This window comes from Flavobacterium sp. XGLA_31, assembly GCF_051547105.1.
Taxonomy (GTDB): Bacteria; Bacteroidota; Bacteroidia; order Flavobacteriales; family Flavobacteriaceae; genus Flavobacterium.
Genome location: NZ_JBPTTM010000002.1, coordinates 1 through 19,978 on the forward strand (window position 1 = coordinate 1; position 19,978 = coordinate 19,978).

Below are 19,978 nucleotides of genomic sequence, written 5' to 3' on the forward strand. Positions count from 1 at the left end.
AGTGAAAGTATAGGTTGTGGTGGTTGTATTATCCAATACTGGTGACCAACTTCCGCTAAATCCATTGTTGGAAGTGGTTGACAAAGCAGCTAAAGTTCCTCCCGAACAAATTGGTGCTACGAACGTAAAGGATGGAGTTATGTTCGGATTCACCGTAATGGTTAGGGTCGTGGTAGTGGCACACTGTCCCGCGCTTGGGGTGAAAGTATAGGTTGTGGTGGCTGTATTGTCCAAAGCCGGAGACCAAGTTCCGCTATATCCATTGTTTGAAATGGTTGGCAAAGGAGCTAAAGCAGTTCCTGAACAAATCGGAGCGATGGCCGTAAAGGTTGGAATTATATTCGGATTCACCGTAATGGTTAGGGTCGTGGTAGTGGCACACTGTCCCGCGCTTGGGGTGAAAGTATAGGTTGTGGTGGTTGTATTATCCAATACTGGTGACCAACTTCCGCTAAATCCATTATTAGATGTAGTTGGTAAAGGTGCTAAAGCCGCTCCCGAACAAATTGGTGCTACAGCTGTAAAGGTCGGTAAGATATTAGTGGCAATGTTAACAGTTGCCTTTACAAAACATCCGTTGTTATCAGTATAAGTTATTGAAGTTGTACCATTTGAAACTCCAGTTATTAAACCAGTCGAATCTACCATGGCAATGGAAGTATCTGAAGAAATCCAAGGATCAATTGTTGCGGGAATTCCCGAACCGGTAAGTTGGGAAAAGCTGCCATTACACAACGTTAATGTACCGCTAATGGACGGCTTCATATTTATAATAATTGTTAAAGTTGTTGTGGTAGCACACTGTCCTGCGGTTGGTGTGAATGTATAAGTTGTTGAGGAAGTGTTATCCAAAGCCGGCGACCAGCTTCCCGTAAACCCATTATTGGAAGTAGTTGGTAAAGGAGCTAAAGCTACTCCCGAACAAATTGGTGCTACGGCCGTAAAGGTTGGAGTTATATTCGGATTCACCGTAATGGTTAGGGTTGTAGTAGTAGCACACTGTCCTGCGCTTGGTATAAAAGTATAGGTTGTGGTGGCTGTGTTATCTAAAGCAGGTGACCAAGTCCCTGTAAATCCATTATTTGATATGGTTGACAAAGAGGCTAAAGCAGCTCCCGAACAAATTGGTGTGACAGCAGTAAAGGTCGGAGTTATATTTGGATTGACAGTAATCGTTAATGTGGTAGTGGTGGCACATTGTCCTGCGTTCGGTGTAAAAATATAGGTTGTGGTGGTTGTATTATTCAAAGCCGGTGACCAAGTTCCGGTAAATCCATTATTGGAAGTTGTTGGCAAAGGTGCTAAAATAGTTCCAGCACAAATTGGTGCTACAGCAGTAAACGTTGGGGTTATGTTCGGGTTTACTGTAATAGTTAAATTTTTATTGTTGGCACATTGTCCTGGTGTCGGCGTAAATGTGTATGTGGTCGTAGCAGTATTATTCAGTGCAGGCGACCAGGTTCCGGTATACCCATTGTTGGAAGTAGTTGGTAAAGGAGATAATACAGCCCCTGAACAGATAGGGGGAACCGCAGTAAAAGTCGGTGCTATTTTAGAATTCACCGTTATAGTTAATGTGGTAGTGGTGGCGCATTGTCCGGCTGTTGGTGTGAAGGTGTACGTGGTGGTAGTGGTGTTGTTGAGTGCTGGTGTCCAAGAACCTGTAATACCTTCATTAGATACTGTTGGTAAAGGAGATAAGGCTGTACCGGTACAAATAGGACCTACTGCGTTAAATGTTGGGGTTATATTCGGATTCACCGTAATGGTCAAAGTAGTTGGTAGAGCGCACTGTCCTGTATTTGGTGTGAAGGTATAGGTTGTTGTGATTGTATTATCCAAAGGCGGTAACCATGAACCGGTAATGCTATTATTTGAAGTTGATGGTAAAGCGGATAATGTACCTCCCGAACAAATAGGCGTTATTGTTGTAAATAATGGAGTGATGTTGGTAGCAATATTTACGGTTGCTGTTGTCAGACATCCATTCGTATCAGTATATGTTATAATGGCTGTTCCATTAGAGATGCCCATAACCAGTCCGGTATTATCAACAGTTGCTACGGTTGTATTTGAAGAAATCCAAGGGTTTACAGCCGCAGGAACACCCGAACCGTTGAGTTGAGAAAAACTTCCATTGCAAAAAGTTAATGAACCGTTGATGGTTGGATTTGGATTTACAGTAATCGTTAATGTTGTGTTTGTGGCGCATTGACCGGCTGTTGGAGTAAAAGTATAAGTAGCAGTCGCGGTGTTATTCAGAGTAGGTGACCAAGTTCCGGTAAATCCATTGTTAGAAGTTGTTGGTAAAGGCGCTAAAACGGTTCCGGAACAAATCGGAGCTACTGCCGTAAAGGTTGGAGTAATATTCGGATTCACCGTAATGGTTAGAGTCGTGGTAGTAGCACACTGTCCTGCATTTGGTGTAAAAGTATAAATCGTGGTTGCGGAGTTATTCAATGCCGGAGACCAAGTTCCGGTAAATCCATTATTGGAAGTAGTCGGCAAAGCGGCTAAAGTACCCCCGGAACAAATCGGAGCCATGGCTGTAAATGTTGGAGTAATGTTTGAATTGACGGTAATGGTTAAAGTTGCAGTCGTTGCGCATTGTCCCGCAGTTGGTGTAAAAGTATACGTGGTGGTTGTGGTGTTATTCAAAGCCGGAGCCCAGGTTCCTGTAAAGCCATTGTTTGAAAGTGTTGGTAAAGCAGATAAAGAACCGCCGGAGCAAATAGGAGCCACAGCTGTAAATGTAGGTGTGATATTGGCGGTTACATTGATACTCAAAGTTGTTGTCGTTGCACATTGACCTGCAGTTGGTGTAAAGGTATACGTGGTGGTAGTGGTGTTATTCAGTGCCGGTGACCAGGTGCCGGTAAATCCATTGTTTGATGTGGTAGGCAGAGCAGTTAAGGTTCCGCCTGAACAAATTGGGGCGACGGCGGTAAAGGTCGGTGTGATATTCGGATTGACTGTAACAGTTAGAGTTGTTGCAGTTGCACACTGACCCGGATTAGGTGTAAAAGTATAGGTAGTAGTGGTAGTATTATCCAAAGCCGGAGACCAAGTCCCGGTAAATCCATTATTTGAAGTTGTTGGCAAGGCTGATAATGATCCACCGGAACAAACAGGAGTTACAGCTGTGAAAGTAGGAGTTATGTTGGGATTTACGGTAATCGTTAAAGTTGTAGTAGTAGCACATTGTCCTGCGTTAGGTGTAAAAGTATAGGTAGTAGTGGCTGTGTTGTTTAATGCTGGTGACCAAGTGCCAATAATACCATTAACAGAAGTAGTGGGTATGGGAGCTAAAGTTCCCCCAAAGCAAATTGGATTTATTGCAGCAAATGTCGGTGTAATATTAGTGGCAATGGTTACTGTCACTGTAGCGAAACACCCGTTGTTATCGGTGTAAGTTATGGTAGTTGTTCCGTTAGAGAGGCCGGTTACTAATCCTGTTGAATTAACTATAGCTACAGCAGTATTAGAAGAAGTCCATGGATTTACAATTGCCGGTGTTCCGGAACCACTAAGTTGTGAAGTACTTCCGTTACAAAAAGTCAAAAGCCCTGATATAGTCGGATTAGGATTTACGGTAATGGTTAATGTTGTATTTGTCGCACATTGTCCCGCAGTTGGTGTAAAGGTATATGTTGTGGTTGTTGTGTTGTTCAAAGCCGGCGTCCAAGTTCCTGTAATACCATTATTGGAGTTGGTTGGCAAAGCCGATAAAGTTCCTCCCGAACAAATTGGACTTATTGGGGTGAATGTTGGTGTAATATTTGGGTTAACCGTTATGATTAAAGTGGTTGAAACCGCACATTGTCCGGCTGTTGGTGTAAACGTATAAGTCGTAGTTGAAGTGTTATTTAGTGCCGGAGCCCAAGTTCCTGTGATGCCATTGTTTGAGGTGGTAGGTAAGGGCGATAAAATTCCGCCTGAACAAATAGGTGTTACAGCTGTAAATGTTGGTGTGATATTTGGATTGACAACGATAGTTAATGTGGTAGTGGTGGCACATTGTCCTATTGTTGGGGTAAACGTGTAGGTCGTTGTTGTGGTATTATTGAGTGCCGGTGCCCAAGTTCCTGTTATTCCATTGTTTGAAGTAGTCGGTAAAGGAGATAAAGCTGCACCTGAACAAATGGGCGAAACTGCAGTAAATGTTGGAGTTACATTGGGTGTTACAGTAATCGTTAATGTGGTTGGAATTGCGCATTGTCCTGCTGTTGGGGTAAACGTATACGTGGTGGTTGCAGTATTATTTAAAGCCGGTGCCCAAGTTCCCGTAATACCATTAGTCGAAGTGGTAGGCAACGGAGATATGGCAGCTCCTGAACAAATTGGAGGTATGGCCGTAAAAGTAGGAGTGACATTGGTATTTACATTTACGGTTACAGTATCTGTAGCGGTACAGCCAATACCATTATTTGCCGTAAGTGTATAAGTTGTTGTAGAAGTAGGACATACCGTAGGGGTCAATGTAGTAGAATTTGTCATGGACGTAGTTGGCGACCATGAAAATGGAGGGACATTATTATTAAAAGTAATGGTCCAATCGATAATATTACCTGAGATTAAGCTGGCATCATCTCTGACAAAAAGCTGCCATGTTCCGTTAGCGGTACAACCATTTAGTGAACTAAAAGGATCTTCGGGTTGATATGTACCTGTGAAAGGAGGCGTTCCGCTGGTGATTGAAGTAGCTGCCGATGTTGTAAAGCAAGTTCCGGTATAATTGTCGTTAGACGTTCCGTTGTCAGTAGAAAGCTGGATTCGGGTACCATCCGGGCATTGTAAAAAAATGTCTAAATCTTCATCCCAAGCATGAGCTATATTCAAACAGACGGAAGCAATTGAACTGGAACCAATAACAGCAGGAGAAATACCACTGACGGTAATAGGAGAATATACCCCCGTGGTGCTATTATCCGGAATAGCATAAGAGGTGGAATTCGTGAATGAAACAGGTGCCACCGAACCCACAGCATTGGTAGTTCCGCTGAGTGTAATACAATTACCTGAACAAATTGTACCTGCTGTTCCGGCATCAACTGTCGGAATCGGGTTAACGGTTACAGTTTGGGTAATTGCATTTTGACATCCACCGGGCACAGCAGTTACCAGCAATGTTACGGTATAGGTTCCTGCTGTTGCATAAGTATGGCTCGGATTTTCCAAATTGGAAGTAGTCGAATCTCCAAAATTCCAGTTATAGGTATAATTCCCGTTAGTGGTATTGGTAAATTGTGTGGCTGTCCCAACGCAAACGGTTGTCGCTGTAAACGTAGGATTCGGACTGGCCACGGTTGCAGTTGTTCCCGTAAAATCCAAGGTAAATCCTGCCGAGGAAGTCGCTGTAAACCGATCTACAAGTATGGTATATGTTTGTCCTGCAGTCACGGTCAGTGTTGGATTACATTGTGGTCCTGAGCATCCTAATCCGGTCGTTCCGGCTGCTCCGGTGGTTCCACTCCAATTACAAGAAATTTCGGTTCCCGGGCAACTTGTTGAAGTATTGAATATGGCAAAATCATAATCGATAGTCGATGTAGGAGTTATTGTAAAAGCCAATGTTCCTGAAGTTCCGGCCGTAAAGGTATACCAACTCGATGAGCGTTCACCCGGAGAGCCAAAACAAGAAGGATTCTCCTGATTGAGCCCCACACCTCCGGTACCATTCGGAACAGTAATATTATTCAGATTGCAGAGCGTTTGGGCTGTTGTACAGTCTTGTACAGGTAACACAGGACCCAATGGTAATGCTTCCTGTGCACAAATTCCAAAGGTTCCGGTGGTATTGCCGTTACCATCTACCATCATGTAATAGGTGTTACCTATGGTTAAACCATGTAAGATGATATCAGTATGAAATAAATTCCCTGCTGTATTTATATCCTCCTGACAAGCTATTTGAGTTAACGAACCGCAACTTCCACTGTAAACAGCCAGTTGGGTATTGGCTAGGGTTCCTCCAAAATTAGTTGATAATTCGATGTCGGCAGTTGTGGCAACAAAACTAAACCATACAGTGTTGTTCAGACTGTTGGGTGACCAACAGGAAGGTGTGGCGGGATCTCCTGAACTGGTTGCAGCAACATTAGTGTAAAGAATCGAATTACAACTTCCGTTTCCTACAGTAATGGGAATAGCAGCACTACAATTATCATTAGCCGGTTGTGCAAAAAGAGCCGTCGGATGACCAATACAGATCAAAATGAAACATACGCAAATGAGAAATTTTTTCATTTTGAAGTTCTTTAATGACCTTTTAATTTGCTTTGTTCATGTTGTAAATACACTTCCCGTTCAACAGGCTTGTCGTTTACGATATAAAAGATGGAAGGAGTTACTTTTTCATCGGTAGGAAACGGTTTCTTAGACAGGATTTCGTCTTTTTTCCCGGCAACAATAAATGTAATTTTCTTTTTATTTTCAATGAGCAAAATCCCATTGATGTCAAGCTCTGCATAACGTCCGGTATCTACATAAATAGTGTCTCCCTGATTGGCTTTTTGATAAGCAATAGTAATACTCAATAATGGAGTTTTGGATGAAAGTCCATCATTCGCGTCATTGCCTATAGCAATAGTGTAAATATCACCACTAACTGCAGTGTCGTTTACATAATAGATATGATGGTATTGAGCCGTTGCTTCATGTCCGTAAAACACAACAAGACACAACAAGACCATCTGGCATTGTCGAAAGAGTACAGAAGAAAGCAGATGTTTTAGGCTCACGTATTTAATATGTTAAAAAAATCTTAAATCAAATGTAACGAATTGAAGATTAAATTTCCAAATAATAAAAGGTTGATTTACATAAGCTTTTCAATTCTTCCGATGAAATGCTTTTTTATCGGGTTGAAATGTTGTTTTGTTAACAAAAAATCATTTTTTAGCATATATTTCTGTCGTAAAGTCTTGTTTTTATTGAGTTTATAGGTTTTTTTGAGCTTGATAAATATTGTTAATAACATTGAAAAAATGTTGATAATAAGCAAAATTTCAGTGATAATTTTGCCAAATAATGCAGTTCATAGTTTTTTTTAGTTGTATATCGAAATAATTAGAGTGTAATAAAATCGGACTCTAACTTTGTCGAAGATTAAGCCCCAAACTTAGTAACCTACACAAAAAAATACTATATGAAAAAAATTTTACTTTCAGTCATTTTTGTATTTCTGTCTTTAATTGGTTATGCGCAGTGTACCATTACTGCTTCAACCAATGCAAGTGCTTTGACTTGCGGAACAGCCCCTTTATCAGCTTGCAACGGTATCCTTACTATAGGTAATGGGACTACTCCAATAACATTAAGTATGAATGCTACTTTAGACTTAACTTGTCTTGGAGCAATTCAGGTAATTGTTAATAATGCTTCTCTTGACTTTTCATCCGGAAATAACAGACTATACCTTGGTGATGGTTCATCCATGACGTTTACTAATGGCGGAACTTTAGTTGGAGGATCTTGTAATGCTTCTGAACGTATTTATGTAGGAACCAATTTGTTGGCAACCTGTAACGGAGGTTCCGGTGCAGATGTTACTTTTGATACCTTGGTTAATTTAGGAGGAACCGGAAGTTTGACTTCTAATTCTCCGGTTTGTAGTGGAAATGCAATCAACCTTTCAGCTACTCCTCCGCCAAGTGGTGGTCCGTATACGTATTCTTGGTCAGGACCCGGATTAACCGCAACCGCTTATGCTTCTGCTTCAACATACAGCCTTGTGGCAACAAATACGAACGGTGGGGTATACCAAGTGAAAATGAAATCGGCGAACGGTACAATTATGATTGCCGAGATTACGGTGACAGTGAATACCGGAGTATCAACAGCAACACCAACCGTAACTACTACACAACCGGGTTGTACGGCTAATGGGTCTATTACGATTACAGCACCTACAGGAACCGGAATGAAATACAGCATCAATGGATTGACCTATACTAATACTACAGGGGTTTTCACATCTTTGGCTGCCGGAACATACAGTGTTACCGCTAAAAATTCATCAGGATGTATTTCAGCCGCTACTACGGTTACCCTAACACAGTCTACCAATACTTGGGATGGAAATGTATGGTCAGCTGGTGCTCCCACAGGTTCACAAAAATTAGTGTTTTCAGGAGATTATGCTTCTACCGGTAATATTAGCGGATGTTCATGTATGGTAACTGCCGGTAATGTAGTTTTCAATTCGGGCGACTCTTTAATCTTAACCAATGATATAAAAGTAACCGGAAGTGGTTCTATAACATTCGATGACTCTGCCAGTTTGGTACAAACCAATGATGCAGCAGTCAACACTGGAAACATTACCTATAAAAGAATGACTTCGCCATTGAAATTATACGATTACACCTATTGGTCGTCTCCGGTTGCTAATGCTACCCTAAGCCAATTAGTAACGAATTCAGTCTTCTATTCATTTAATCCAAGCATAAACAACTGGGTATATCAATACGGTTCCGCGACCATGACTCCGGGAGTTGGATACATAGGAAGTACTCCGGACGATTTCGGTTCGGCTAATATTCTGCAAACGTTCTTCACAGGGGTACCTAACAATGGAGTGATTAACACCTCTATTATTAAAAGTGCTGCCGGTGGATACAACCTTATAGGAAATCCTTACCCATCAGCAATAGATATCGATTTATTCCTTACAGATGCTGCAAATTCAGCAGTTGTAAATGGTACAATCTATCTTTGGACGCACCATACATCGATGACTAACAATGTCTACACAGTTAACGATTATGCAAAATACAACAATACAGGAGGGGTAAAAACAGCTTCTGCTGCAGTGTCAGGCGGTGCAGTGCCTACCAATAAAATAGGAGCAGGTCAAGGGTTTTTCATCGAAGCCAATACAGCAAAAGCTAACGGAACCTATACAGCCACATTTAAAAATTCAATGCGCTTAACAGGTAACAATACACAATTCTTCAAAACGAATAATGCGGCTTCAAACCAAGGTTTGGAAAAACACAGAATTTGGTTGTCATTAAGCAACAGTCAAGGAGCATACAACGAAATGTTAGTGGGTTACGTTCAAGGTGCTACTAATGGATTTGATTCTATGTTTGACGGTAAAACATTGCCGGTAGGAAACAGTGTGGGCATCTATACCAAAGTAGATAACTATGATTTATCAATTCAGGGAAAAAGCTTGCCGTTTACAGATACAGACGTAATTCCTATTGCATACAGCACTACGCTAAATGGTGAACTAACCATCAACTTGGAAAACTATGACGGGTTATTTGACAATCAGAATATTTATATATTAGATAAAGTAACCAATATCTATCACGATATAAAAGAAGGTAACTTTACTTTTTCAACAGTTAGCGGTACTTTCGAAGATCGTTTCGAATTGCGTTTTACCAATACAGCTTTAGGAACTGTTACTCCTGATTATGATGCTTCAGTGATTGTGGTAAACAACCACCAACAATTGAACATTCTTTCTGATGCATCTCCGGTAAAAGCGGTTGAAGTATTCGATATCTTAGGAAAACAATTGTACGCTCAAAACGGATTAAGCACAAACAATTTCCAAACCGGTAATATCAGCACAACTACCCAGGTAGTTTTAGTAAAAATAACATTAGAAAATAATGTCACTGTCATCAAAAAAACGTTGATCAACTAACATTAACCCTGTTATCATAATCAACTGCCATCACCCTTAAAAGTGATGGTTTTTTTTTAGATATGATTTTCGAAACACTAGAGGTATTGGGCTAACTTGTCTTGTATAATAGACAAAGGAGAAGCAATAGCATTTACATATTGAAAATTACCGTCTCGCTTGTTGTCAATAGAAAGTTGGATAGGACAAGCCTCACTCTGAACAGCGTTGACTTTAAAAGTTTGACTTTCGGCATCAAAACAAACATAGGGAGCACCGGAAGAACCAAAACGAAAATATCCCTTAATAAGATAACGCAATCCTTCCATTGTATAATTACCACCAATGCGGTCTTGAAAATAACTGAAATGATCGGTAAACCCTTCAATACTGGCTTTGTTAAGGAGTTTCCCAATTTCACTGGTAGGTGAGCTTTGCAAACAGTAAAACCGTTCCTGATTGTCGTTTAAAACAGTAAAATCAACAGCAATACTCGGGATAGCCTGAATAACTTCGTCAGGTGTATTTACAATTTTATACAAAGCAATGTCTTCGCTGTAAAAAGCTTCTGCCAATTCCACTTCTACTAAAAAAGTATGTCGGCCGATACCGGGTTCCGGAAAAGAATTCGCCGATGTGAAATGTCCGGTCAGCGCTTCATCATTATAAAACAAAGGGTTCTTGAATTGTATAATCAGATGCGGTTTAGCCATTTGTTTTTCGGTAAGCGTAATCCAACGCGTGTCAAAATGAATCCCTCTCAAAATCTCGATGACATGCTGATAGTCGTTTGGATTGTTGCTGCTCCAATAGCGCTTGTTGGTGGTAACGTCCAACGGAAAACAGGTCTCAAATAATTGAGCTTGTACCGAATTCAGATAAGGTAAAATAGCTTCGGCAAACAAAGACTGGTCAATTGATTTGAAAATTTTAGCCTCTGCTTTCAGATTGTGCGCCACCGAGAGTATCAAACCGTTACCAATATGAAAAGCACAAATATTATTCTCAAAATGCCGCCGGTGGGGTTCGTTTTGGTTTTGCACCCACATGATTCTCAATAGGGGCGAAGTTTGCTCGTTTGTTAATTCCAATTGTTTTGACAACATATCCTTTTTTTAGCTAATGTAACGAAAGATTAGCAATCTCACATACATCCGTATTTTGGGATGTTCAAAAGCATAACCGACTTATTAACAAGGAATTGGTTAATAAATAAAAAGAGGGGTACAGTTCTGCAAATCATTAATTGGTTAAATTTGAGACAGATATGAGTAAATCCGCCTGAAGTCAAAGTCCCCGTTTGATTAGGATTGTTCCGTTTTCCTAACCAATTGTATTGTTTTATGAATGAAAAAACACTTTTCAAATCGGCTATGGTAATGCTTGTTATTGTAGTCGGGGTAGTCCTGGGATATGAAGGCTACCTGAGAAACAAAGGAGTTACTGTAGACTATGATGATGGCCCACCCTTGTGGTCAGACAAAAGAGCACAAGTCTATGGCGAATCAGACCAAAAGATAATTTTCATTGGCTCTTCCCGAATCAAATACGATTTAGACCGTCCCACCTGGAAACAACTCACCAAGGTCAAAGCCATTCAGCTGGCCATGGAAGGAAGTTGTCCACGCCCGGTTCTGACGGATTTAGCCAATGATCCTAACTTCAAAGGAAAACTGGTGATAGATGTGACCGAAGGTCTGTTCTTTTCAATGGCACCACCGTTTATGAAAACACCCAATGAAAACCTCAAGTATTATTATGACCGAACACCGGCACAACGGGCCAGTTTTGAGATTAATAAAATGGTGGAGTCCCGATTCGTCTTTCTGAATCAGGATTTTTTCTCCATCAATGCCCACCTTGATGCACTACAGCTTAAGAGTCGCCCGGGTGTTTTTATGATGCCTGTATTTCCCTTGGAGTTTCAACACAATACTTTTGGCCGTCAGGCATACATGAGCGACCGTTTCGTGAATGATCCTGCCCAATGCAATCAGGTAAAAGGGATATGGGCCTTTTTTGCTAAAATGGCACAAAGTGCTCCGCCCATGCCACCCGAGGTTTATGAAGCAATATTCCAAGCGGTAAAAACCGATGTCGACAAAATCAAGGCCAGGGGAGGGCAAATAGTTTTTGTGCGTACCCCATCAAGCGGGCCCTACCTTCAGGGAGAAAATGGCGCCTTTCCGAGAGATAAGTTTTGGGACAGACTCTTAAAAGTTACCGATTGTCCCGGTATTCATTTTATGGATTATCCTGCCCTGAACCACTTTGAATGTCCTGAGTTTTCTCATCTCAAAAGATCCGACGCGGTTTTGTTTACCCGCGAATTCTACCGTCTGTTGCTCCTGCAAAAAGGTTTTGAGTTTTTGCAAAATACAAACCCCGAAAAAGTATAGCCATGGTATTTAACTCGTACACTTTTATTGTCTTTTTTATACTGATTTTTTTGCTGCACAACTTGCCATTCTCATGGCGCACCAAAAAAATAAACCTGCTCATAGCCAGTTATATCTTTTATGCCGCTTGGAATCCCCCTTTTATTTTACTCCTTTGGCTTTCCACAGTAGTTGATTTCTTCGTCGGACGTGCCCTCTACACTCAGGAGAATCCTCATAAAAAGAAACTGCTGCTGGTCATCAGTCTAATCGGAAATCTCGGCATGCTTTGTTTCTTCAAATACGGAACCTTCCTGCTCGAAAATTTTGTTTCCCTCTGTCATCTGGTGGGATTAAATTACCACCCGGCTACGCCAAGTATTATTCTGCCCGCTGGAATTTCCTTTTATACGTTTACCACTTTGTGCTACACCATTGACATGTATAAAAAACGAAGCGAACCGGTTAAATCCATGCTCGACTTCTCTTTATTCGTTACTTTCTTCCCGCATCTGGTAGCAGGTCCCATCGTTCGTCCGCCTCAGTTGGTCCCTCAGTTTGAAACAGAAAGAAGAGCCAACAGCAAACAAATAATAGACGGATTGCTTTTGCTCACACTGGGACTGTTTATGAAAGTAGTGTTAGCAGATAGCATGCTGGCCGATACCGCCGATGCCGTATTTGATGCCAAAGAAGCGTTGCCCATGCTCGATGCCTGGGTAGGCGTTTTTGCCTTCTCCGGACAAATCTTTCTGGACTTCGCGGGCTACTCAACATGCGCCATTGGAGTCGCCATGTGTTTGGGCTTTGTGCTTCCTCAAAACTTCAATTACCCATACGCCGCCATTGGTTTTTCCGACTTCTGGCGCCGTTGGCATATCACACTTTCCAGCTGGCTCCGCGATTATTTATACATACCATTGGGAGGCAACCGCCATGGAAAAGCCCGAACCTATTTTGCCTTAATGATGACCATGTTATTAGGAGGTTTGTGGCACGGGGCCAATTGGACCTTCGTCGCCTGGGGCGGACTACACGGAATATACCTTTGGGTTGAAAAGTTTTTTAAAGACCGCAAAAAAATTGACAACCCCAAGGGCATTGTCGATGAAAACAGCAACTGGGTGGGCTTTTGCTATGCCTTCCTCACCTTTATGCTGGTCAACGTTACCTGGGTCTTTTTCCGTTCAGACACCTTTGCAAAATCATGGCAAATGCTCCAATCCATGTCAGGATATGTATGCAGTGACAAAGCATTGCTCACCACTTTGGCCATAGCCAAAGTAGCCGTCATCATACCACTGATTCTCGTTTTTCATTGGATGATGCGCAATACAAAAGTGTTAGAGGTAGCCTACAAAATCTCCTGGATTTGGCTGGGGATTGTATGGTCTTTTTTACTGCTCGCCATTATTTTCGCCCAGGAAAGCGGCAGTTCTTTTATTTATTTTCAATTTTGAGTTAGGTATTAAATTGAAAAGCAAAGAGGCGTTTTTGGGTTAGCGCCTCTTTTTTTATGGGCTGTCTGCACTCAAAGTCCATCGTGATTAGGGGCTGTGACACCTAAACTCACTTGAGTAACGGCTAAACTGGCATGAGTAATGGCTAAACTGGCATGAGTAACGGCTAAACAGGCATGAGTAATGGCTAAACTGGCATGAGTAACGGCTAAACAAGCATGAGTAATGGCTAAACTGGCATGAGTAACGGCTAAACAAGCATGAGTAATGCCTAAACTCACATGAGTAATGGCTAAACAAGCATGAGTAACGGCTAAACTAACATGAGTAATGGCTAAACAAGCATGAGTAATGGCTAAACTAATATGAGTAACGGCTGAAATCCTATGGGTACCGTCTGAAATAGAATGGTTGACCTCTGAAACAGCACGGGTACGGTCTGAAATCGTATGGGTAACGCCTGAAACGACACGGGCACGCTCTGAAATCGTATGGGTAACGCCTGAAACGACACGGGCACGCTCTGAAATCCTATGTGTACCGTCTGAAACGACATGGGCACGCTCTGAAATCGTATGGGTAACGCCTGAAATCGCATGGGTAACCTAAAATCTCAAAATCTTCGGCAACAACTAGCTTTGCCAGCTCGTCGCCACCCGAACCGCCGTGATAATACCGGTAATAAGAATAAGCACCAAAACAGTCTGCTTAAACTGTTCTTCCGAAACGCGTTTCAATATTTTTTTACCAATATAAGTTCCAATAATGCTTACCACCAATAGGATAGGAATAAGATACAAATCGTCTTGGTGAATAAAACCATTCAGCCCGTACACAACGCTTCGGCTGCTGTCAATGGCCAAATCGATAATCGCTGAGGTCGCAATAAATACTTCCATTTTCAAATTAAAGGCCGCCAGGGTCATCCCCCTGAAGGCACCACCCGTACCCAGTAATCCGGCAATAAACCCCGAAACAATACCGCCACTCACACTATTAAACGCGGTGGGTTGAATGACAATCGTCTTGAAAATAAGAAAAAACAGGCTCAACCCAATCAGAAATACCGACAGTCCCATCTCCAGCCATTTAGCCTCTATAAATTTACTCAGCAAAGCCCCGAGTATCACAAATACAACAGCGGGTATCCCCAGACTAATCGCTAGCTTTTTGTCAAAACCTTTATGAAAAAAACCAATTTTGGTGATGTTGCTCGATACATGAAACAAAGCAGTAACCCCCAACACAGAATGAAAGTCAAGAAAATAACTCGCAATAGGAATAAAAAACAACGAAGAGCCAAAGCCTCCTACAGTGCCCAGAATTTCGGCTAGCAGCGCCAACAACATGAAATAAAGGAGATGATCCAAAGTGTTATTTTAGAGGATTTAAAGATACTAAAATAACTAAACCGTCATCGAAAACAACTGATTTTTAGGAACATTGCGTTTTAATCGCAAATCAAAGGCCATACAAATATTGCGCACAAAGGGTTTCCCTTTTTCCGTGACCGTTATCGAATCCGGCGTTAGGATAAGTAACGCGTCGTGCTCCATTTCGGTCAGTTGCTCCAAAACTTCCGGCAAATCTTTAAAATAAAGGACATTATTACCCCAAGAAGTATGGAACTGGCACATTAAATTGAGTATATGTTGGCGGATAATTAAGTCTTCCTGGGTTAATACATGCCCTCTGAACACAGGTAATTCGTCTTGATTTAAACGAGCGTAATAGGTTTCAAGTTCTTTTTCATTTTGCGCAAAGGCATACCAGCTGTCACTGATAGAAGAGACACCCAACCCAATCATCAATCGGGTTTTGGATGCCGTATATCCCATAAAATTACGGTGCAATTTCCCTTCGGTAAAAGCAGTATACATCGCATCTTCTTTCAAGGCAAAATGATCCATCCCAATTTCGTGATAGCCCATCTCAGCCAATAGTTCTTTTCCCACTTCGTACAGTTTGCGTTTGGCATCATCCTTAGGAACGTCCTCATCTTTAAAACCGCGCTGCCCATTCCCTTTAATCCAAGGCACATGGGCATAACTGTAAAACGCTAAGCGGTCAGGCGATAGCGAATTTGTTTTTTCAATGGTATCAATAATGTTATCCAAAGTCTGAAATGGCAATCCAAAAACCAAATCGTGTGAAATAGAGGTATAACCAATTTCTTTGGCCCAAAAAGTAACCTTGGCCACGTTGTGAAAAGGCTGAATACGATGAATGGCTGTCTGTACCTTATCTGAATAATCCTGAACACCAAAACTAACCCGTCTGAAACCCAAATCATACAAGGTTTGCAAATGCACTCGGGTGGTGTTGTTCGGATGACCTTCAAAACTAAATTCGTAACCTTCGGCTTTTTCCGCCCGACTCAGAATACCATGAATCAATCGCTCCAGATTGTCAGGAGAAAAGAAAGTCGGGGTACCGCCTCCAAGATGAATCTCCTTGATAATAGGTTTCTCCGGAAATAAATCACAATACAGTTGCCATTCTTTTAAAACAGCATCAATATAAGGATGCTCTACCTCGTGTCGCTTCGTAATGCGTTTATGACAGCCGCAAAAAGTGCACAGGCTTTCGCAAAATGGCAAATGAATATAAAGGCTGATACCTTCAGAAGCATTACTTTCCGTAAAACTTCGAATAAACGTTTCTTTCCAAAGGTCAATCGTAAAAGTACGCTCGTCCCAATAAGGAACCGTCGGATAACTGGTGTATCTCGGACCGGGAACGTTATATTTTTGTACTAATGAAATGGACATACCTATATGTTTGTAGGGCCAAAGGTAGCCTCGCATCAGTTGAATAAAAATGACAATTGTCATATAACGAAAAAATCCTCCGGGTGGAGGATTTTCGTGAAGTAATCATTTTAAATTTTTACTGTCCAGCCAAAGGTGTCTTCAGCCAGTTTGTATTGAATTTTAGTCAATTTGTCTTTCAATTGAAGCGCAACAGAATCCGCAACTTTAGGAAGCTCATAATAATGTTCCTGATATTGGAACCCTACAATAGGACTAACCACTGCAGCTGTCCCGGCACCAAAGATTTCTTTCAAACTACCGTCTTTAGCAGCCGCTACTAATTCGTCAACCAAAACAGAGCGCTCTTCCACTTTAATGCCTTCACGTTTAGCTAATTCAATTAAGCTTTTACGGGTAACACCGTCCAAAATTCGCTCACTCACAGGAGCAGTATAGAGAGTATCATTGATTCGGAAAAAAACATTCATCGTCCCGGCTTCTTCTAATTTGGTATGCGTAGCGTCATCGGTCCAAATAATTTGTTGGAATCCCTGTTCCTGTGCCAGTTTCTGAGGATAAAATTGGGCAGAATAATTTCCGGCCGCTTTGGCTGCACCAATACCACCATTAGCAGCTCGGCTGTAATGCTCCGCAATAATCACCTTCACTTCACCCGAATAATAAGAACGGGCAGGAGAGAGAATAATCATAAAGCGATATTGAGTAGAAGGTTGTGCAATAACTCCCGAGCCAATTGCAATCATAAACGGACGAATATATAAGGTGTTACCTAAACCTTTCTTTACCCATGCACGTTCCATGTTTACAATGGTTTTCAAACCATCAATAAAAATGTTTTCAGGTACTTCAGGCATAGCCATTCGCACAGCAGATTTATTGAAACGATCTAAGTTTTGATCCGGACGAAACAACCACACATCATCATTTTCGTCCTTATAGGCTTTCATTCCCTCAAAAATGGCCTGACCATAGTGAAATACTTTAGCCGATGGATCAATCAAAAAGGGTTCGTAAGGCTTAATGACAGGTTTTTGCCATTGACCGTCTTTGAAATCACATACCAACATGTGATCTGTAAAAACGTTACCAAAAGCAAGATTTTCAAAATCGACTTCATTAATTTTGGATGAATTAGCTCTAATTATATCGATTTCGTGGGTATTGTTTGATGTCATTTACGTTAAGGTTTTATTTGGATAGTAATTAGGTTGCTGATAATCAATTTTTTATAAAAACTATCCCAAAAATTAGTATTGTGTTGTTGTTTCTGTAAAACTAATAAAAATATAGTTGCCTTTTGCAAGCCCCACAAATAATGAACATTTTTTTCGAATACTAAATCAGAAGTGTTCTGCATTCGATGATTTATTAAAAAACGATTAAAATACTTGACATTATTTTAGGTGTATTTGTTAAACTGTTTACTTTTGTATCACACTTAAAAAAACAATACTTATGAATAAAATCAAACTTTTTACAGCGGCAATGGTACTGTTTGTCGGGTTTACGATAACAGCGCAAAACAAAGCCAAAGCTTTTGATATCAAAGATTACGCACTATTTGGAGATAAGTTTAAAGTAGGCAAAGTTTTGACCAAAGCCGAGATGATGAAAAAATACAAAAACCTTAAAAAAGGAGATACTATCGTAGTACAATTTGTATCCAATATTAAAGCGGTTTGCAAAAAGAAAGGGTGCTGGATGAAAATGGAATTGGCGGGTGATGGTGAATCATTTGTAAAATTTAAAGACTATGGTTTCTTCGTGCCTCTGAATGCCGATAACAGCCAAGCCATCGTTAACGGAAAAGCATTTGTAGATGTTGTTTCAGTTGACGAATTGAAGCATTATGCGAAAGATGCTGGTAAATCGGCTGCTGAAATTGCCAAAATCACCAAACCGGAAGTGACTTATTCTTTTGAAGCTTCGGGAGTGTACATCAAAAAATCCTAAGCAATGAAAAAAGCCATTGTATTGGTTTTGGTTTTGGGTCTTTTTTCCTGCCAAAAGAAAGAAGCACCAAAGGCAGCCAAACCGGAAAAAAAAGAATGCTCCGCTGATAAAGGGAAGAAGCTTGAAATGTATCAAATGTCCGAAATGGCAGCATTGATGGAACAAATGTATGTGGATAACCAACGGCTCAAAGAGCGTATCAAAAAGGGAGATACCATCGGAAAGTTTCCGCAACACTTTATGAAAATTCACAAAGCGGTAATGACGGATGAGGCCGATAATGATGCCTTTTTTAAAGAACAGGCGGCTAAGTTTATCAAAGCACAAGAGTTAATTTATAAAGATCCGAAAAACGCAAAAGAACATTTTAACAATGGGGTGGATGCCTGCATTCAATGCCATCAACAAAAATGTGGCGGTCCTATACCAAGAATTAAAAAACTTTACATCGAATAACTTTTGAAAAGGGAGATTATTCAAACCAATGATGGTTCCACCACCATATATTTACCAGAGTGGAACGAAAGTTATCATTCCAAACACGGTGCTGTTCAGGAAGCTTACCATGTATTTATAAAAAATGGGTTTTCACTTTTTGAAGGAAAACCCATTTCTGTTTTAGAAATAGGTTTTGGAACAGGCTTAAACAGTTTCATTACTTATCTGGAAGCTAAGAAACACAATCAAACAATAGACTACGTTGGAGTAGAGGCATATCCTGTTTCTAAGGAAGAAGCCCTGCAAATGAATTACTCTCAGGAAATAGATGCATCTAACAGTACTCTTTTTGAGCAATTACATGAATGTCCTTGGGAACAAAAAAACAGGCTGTCTGATAATTTTAGTTTAACCAAACGTAAACAATTATTCCAGGAAATAAGAGATGAAGAAGCTTTTGATTTAATTTATTTTGATGCTTTTGGTTTTCGTGTCCAGCCTGAATTGTGGTCGGAAGAACTATTTGCGGCAATGTATAAAGCTCTCAAAAACAAAGGGGTTTTAGTTACTTATGCTTGTCGCACTTCAATTAAGAATGCGATGTTAGCGGCAGGATTTTCTGTAAAAAAACTACCTGGTGCTCCGGGTAAAAGAGAAATGTTGCGCGCTGTTAAAGACATTTAAAACTTTAACATTTTTAAAGATTATATTTAACGTTTCTTTTCATTTCCCGAAAAAAAATATTGGCTATTTTTGAAATAACAAATTCGTTCTTACACCATAATACTAACCAATAAATTAACTTTTCTATGTCTAAATCGATGTTAGACTACACCAAGTCTGTGTTGAAAAGAGTAAGTTTTGATGTCAATCTGTTTGCCAAAGAACTCGAAAAAGCATGTAAGGTCTTATTGCCTTACGAATTAGAAGAACTAACATCTTGGCTTCTTCAATTTACAAAAGAAAAGCCGGAATTGCAGCATTGCATGTTGCGTATTAATAATCAATAAAACTAAAAGGAGCTTAAAAGGCTCCTTTTTTATTTTAATCAGTAGGGAAACTAAATCAGTTCTTGTTCTGTAAATATAACTGTATCACTTTTAATTTTCACTGTTATGGGACGCATGATTTATGATTATACTAAATCCTCCATAGTGAGGGTATGTCATGATAAAGACCTTTTTGTGAAAGAATTAGTCAGAGCCTCAAAAACCCTGTTGCCCCACGAAAAGGAAAATCTTATCAATTGGTTATATTATTTTACTGCAGATAAGCCTGAACTGCAAAAATGGCTTTGGGAATTTTTAGATAAAAATATTTTAGTAAGTTAAA

General features: G+C 40.6%; 15 protein-coding genes. 8 read left to right on the forward strand and 7 right to left on the reverse strand.

The genetic code is table 11. The features are described 5' to 3' along the window. The coding region (locus tag ACSVH6_RS03950; protein ID WP_438075790.1) for an Ig-like domain-containing protein at positions 1-6,246 on the reverse strand (6,246 nt) is incomplete at its 3' end. A gap of 11 nt (positions 6,247-6,257) precedes the next feature. Further along, positions 6,258-6,740 (reverse strand): hypothetical protein, encoded by a 483-nt coding sequence (locus ACSVH6_RS03955; protein WP_438075792.1) that lies wholly within the window; start codon positions 6,738-6,740, stop codon positions 6,258-6,260. Positions 6,741-7,147: 407 nt separating this feature from the next. Here ACSVH6_RS03955 and ACSVH6_RS03960 point away from each other — a divergent pair, with 407 nt between their 5' ends. Next, the gene (locus ACSVH6_RS03960; RefSeq protein ID WP_438075794.1) at positions 7,148-9,664 is read left to right on the forward strand and encodes a T9SS sorting signal type C domain-containing protein; all 2,517 of its coding nucleotides are present in this window, start codon (positions 7,148-7,150) and stop codon (positions 9,662-9,664) included. Positions 9,665-9,741: 77 nt separating this feature from the next. Here the strand turns inward: ACSVH6_RS03960 and ACSVH6_RS03965 are convergent, their stop codons facing one another. Further along, on the reverse strand, positions 9,742-10,749 hold the full coding sequence (locus ACSVH6_RS03965; RefSeq protein ID WP_438075796.1) for a hypothetical protein: 1,008 nt from the start codon (positions 10,747-10,749) through the stop codon (positions 9,742-9,744). Positions 10,750-10,986: 237 nt separating this feature from the next. Here ACSVH6_RS03965 and ACSVH6_RS03970 point away from each other — a divergent pair, with 237 nt between their 5' ends. Both ACSVH6_RS03970 and ACSVH6_RS03975 read left to right on the forward strand, forming a co-directional pair. Beyond that, positions 10,987-12,042 (forward strand): hypothetical protein, encoded by a 1,056-nt coding sequence (locus tag ACSVH6_RS03970; RefSeq protein WP_438075798.1) that lies wholly within the window; start codon positions 10,987-10,989, stop codon positions 12,040-12,042. Between the two features lie 2 nt (positions 12,043-12,044). Next, positions 12,045-13,481 carry an MBOAT family O-acyltransferase gene (locus tag ACSVH6_RS03975; protein ID WP_438075800.1) on the forward strand — a complete coding sequence of 479 codons (1,437 nt, stop codon included), beginning with the start codon at positions 12,045-12,047 and terminating at the stop codon, positions 13,479-13,481. Between the two features lie 71 nt (positions 13,482-13,552). Here ACSVH6_RS03975 and ACSVH6_RS03980 read toward each other — a convergent pair whose 3' ends face one another. The 4 genes from ACSVH6_RS03980 to ACSVH6_RS03995 form a co-directional block, all read right to left on the reverse strand. Then, positions 13,553-13,762: a hypothetical protein gene (locus tag ACSVH6_RS03980; protein ID WP_438075802.1), complete on the reverse strand. Its 210-nt coding sequence runs from the start codon at positions 13,760-13,762 to the stop codon at positions 13,553-13,555. Between the two features lie 351 nt (positions 13,763-14,113). Then, positions 14,114-14,851: a sulfite exporter TauE/SafE family protein gene (locus ACSVH6_RS03985; RefSeq protein ID WP_438075804.1), complete on the reverse strand. Its 738-nt coding sequence runs from the start codon at positions 14,849-14,851 to the stop codon at positions 14,114-14,116. A gap of 36 nt (positions 14,852-14,887) precedes the next feature. Continuing rightward, positions 14,888-16,252: an oxygen-independent coproporphyrinogen III oxidase gene (gene hemN, locus ACSVH6_RS03990; protein WP_438075806.1), complete on the reverse strand. Its 1,365-nt coding sequence runs from the start codon at positions 16,250-16,252 to the stop codon at positions 14,888-14,890. Positions 16,253-16,362: 110 nt separating this feature from the next. Further along, entirely contained in the window at positions 16,363-17,430 is a 1,068-nt protein-coding gene (locus ACSVH6_RS03995; RefSeq protein ID WP_438075808.1) for a branched-chain amino acid aminotransferase, read from the reverse strand. A gap of 280 nt (positions 17,431-17,710) precedes the next feature. On the opposite strand from ACSVH6_RS03995, the gene ACSVH6_RS04000 reads away from it, so the two are divergent. From ACSVH6_RS04000 to ACSVH6_RS04020, 5 genes are all read left to right on the forward strand, one after another. Beyond that, entirely contained in the window at positions 17,711-18,208 is a 498-nt protein-coding gene (locus tag ACSVH6_RS04000; protein WP_438075810.1) for a DUF4920 domain-containing protein, read from the forward strand. 3 nt (positions 18,209-18,211) lie between these two features. Beyond that, positions 18,212-18,664, forward strand: coding sequence for a hypothetical protein (locus ACSVH6_RS04005; protein ID WP_438075812.1), 453 nt, complete (start codon positions 18,212-18,214; stop codon positions 18,662-18,664). Positions 18,665-18,667: 3 nt separating this feature from the next. Next, positions 18,668-19,330 (forward strand): tRNA (5-methylaminomethyl-2-thiouridine)(34)-methyltransferase MnmD, encoded by a 663-nt coding sequence (gene mnmD, locus ACSVH6_RS04010; protein ID WP_438075814.1) that lies wholly within the window; start codon positions 18,668-18,670, stop codon positions 19,328-19,330. Between the two features lie 125 nt (positions 19,331-19,455). Then, entirely contained in the window at positions 19,456-19,656 is a 201-nt protein-coding gene (locus tag ACSVH6_RS04015) for a hypothetical protein (RefSeq protein ID WP_438075816.1), read from the forward strand. A gap of 105 nt (positions 19,657-19,761) precedes the next feature. After that, positions 19,762-19,977 carry a hypothetical protein gene (locus ACSVH6_RS04020; RefSeq protein WP_438075818.1) on the forward strand — a complete coding sequence of 72 codons (216 nt, stop codon included), beginning with the start codon at positions 19,762-19,764 and terminating at the stop codon, positions 19,975-19,977. Position 19,978: the final 1 nt, after the last annotated feature.